Annotated in this window: 2 protein-coding genes; one reads left to right on the forward strand and one right to left on the reverse strand. The window is 74.5% G+C overall.

Features of this window, described 5'->3' with window-relative positions; genetic code table 11:
* Positions 1-502 (reverse strand): Lrp/AsnC family transcriptional regulator (locus tag ACFQ87_RS46375; protein WP_380617074.1); only part of this gene is annotated, 502 nt, incomplete at its 3' end.
* A 337-nt stretch (positions 503-839) separates the two neighbouring features.
* On the opposite strand from ACFQ87_RS46375, the gene ACFQ87_RS46380 reads away from it, so the two are divergent.
* Positions 840-1,461: MFS transporter (locus ACFQ87_RS46380; protein ID WP_380617075.1), on the forward strand; the 622-nt coding region annotated here is incomplete at its 3' end.

A 1,461-nucleotide genomic window follows, 5' to 3' on the forward strand; every position in this document is an offset into this window, starting at 1 on the left:
GCGGCGTGGCGAGCAGCGCGGCCTGATCGGGCGTCAGGCGGGCCGGGCCGGCCCAGCTGTTGGGCAGGACGTGGCTGCCGAGCAGGAGGTGTGCCGAGACGGAGGTGACCCGGCCGGTGCGGGGGAGCCTGTGCAGCAGCAGTTCCCCGCTGTCGTCGGCGGTGCGGGTCTGGACGCTGCAGGAGATCTCGGTGCCGCCGGAGAGCAGGTGGACGAACGAGGTGTCGGGGCGGGCGGCGAGGGCCTTGGCGATGGCGCCCGCAGAGTCCGGGGTGCACTGCAGGCGGATCGTCCAGGCCTGGTAGCCGAGCAGGGCGCCGTTCAGGGTGCCCACGACCCGGAGGATCCCGGCGCCGCGCAGTCGCCGGTAGCGGCGGGCGACGGTGCTCTCGGAGACGCCGAGGGCCTCGCCGATCAGGCGCAGCGGGGCGCGGCCGTCGATCTGCAGGGCGTGCACCAGGCCGTGGTCGATCGCGTCAAGAGTGACGGTATTCGTCTTCATGAGCTGTCAGTGTGCCAGTATCCGCCGATCCTCCAGGTGCGGCTGGTGGGGGTCGGGCCGCGATCGGGACGGTGTGGGCGTCCACGACGAAGCTCCAACGGAGGAAGCCTCATGCGCACCTGGTGGCCCCTGACGGCCGTCTGCCTCGGCACGTTCCTGTTCCTGCTCGACACCACCGTCCTGTCCGTCGCCCTGCCCGGGATCGGGGCGGCGCTGTCGGCTCCGCTGTCCGAACTGCAGTGGGTGGTCGACGGCTACACGCTGGTGCTGGCCGTCCTGATGCTCCCCATGGGCGGACCGCCGCGGGGCGCGCGCGCTCTACGCCGCAGGTCTGGCGGTGTTCGGATGCGCCTCGCTGGCCTGCGGGCTGGCGCCGGGCGTGGGGTTGCTGGTCGCCTCCCGCGCGGTGCAGGGCGTCGGCGGCGCGGCGATGGCCGTGACCGCCTTCGCGCTGATCGGCTCGGTCTACCGGGGGCCGGACCTGGGGCGGGCGATGGGCGTCTTCGGCGCGGTGACCGGGCTGGCGGCGGCGCTCGGCCCGATGGTCGGCGGCGTCCTCACCCAGTACGTCGGCTGGCGGGCGGTGTTCCTCCTCAACCTGCCGCTGGTCGCGCTCACCGTGCTGCTGGCGCTGCGGGTCCTGCCCGCCGGGCGGCGGGGCGCGGGCGCGGCCCGCGTCGACCTCCCCGGTACGGCCGCGTTCGCGCTGGCCGCCGGCACGCTGACCTACGCGCTGTCCCTGGCGGGGGAGCGGCGCTGGACCTCGCCGACCGTGCTCGGCCTGCTGGCCCTCTCCGGGCTCGCGCTGGCCGCCTTCGGCCGGATCGAACTGCGCAGCGCCGCACCCCTGTTGGACCTGCGGCTGTTCGCGAGGCCGTTCTTCTCGGCCGCGATGGTGTGCGTGCTCGCCGCGACGGCCGCCTTCGCGGCACTGGTTTACACCTCGGTGTGGCTGCAGG

The sequence above is a fragment of the Kitasatospora sp. NPDC056531 genome (assembly GCF_042794375.1).
GTDB lineage: Bacteria > Actinomycetota > Actinomycetes > Streptomycetales > Streptomycetaceae > Kitasatospora.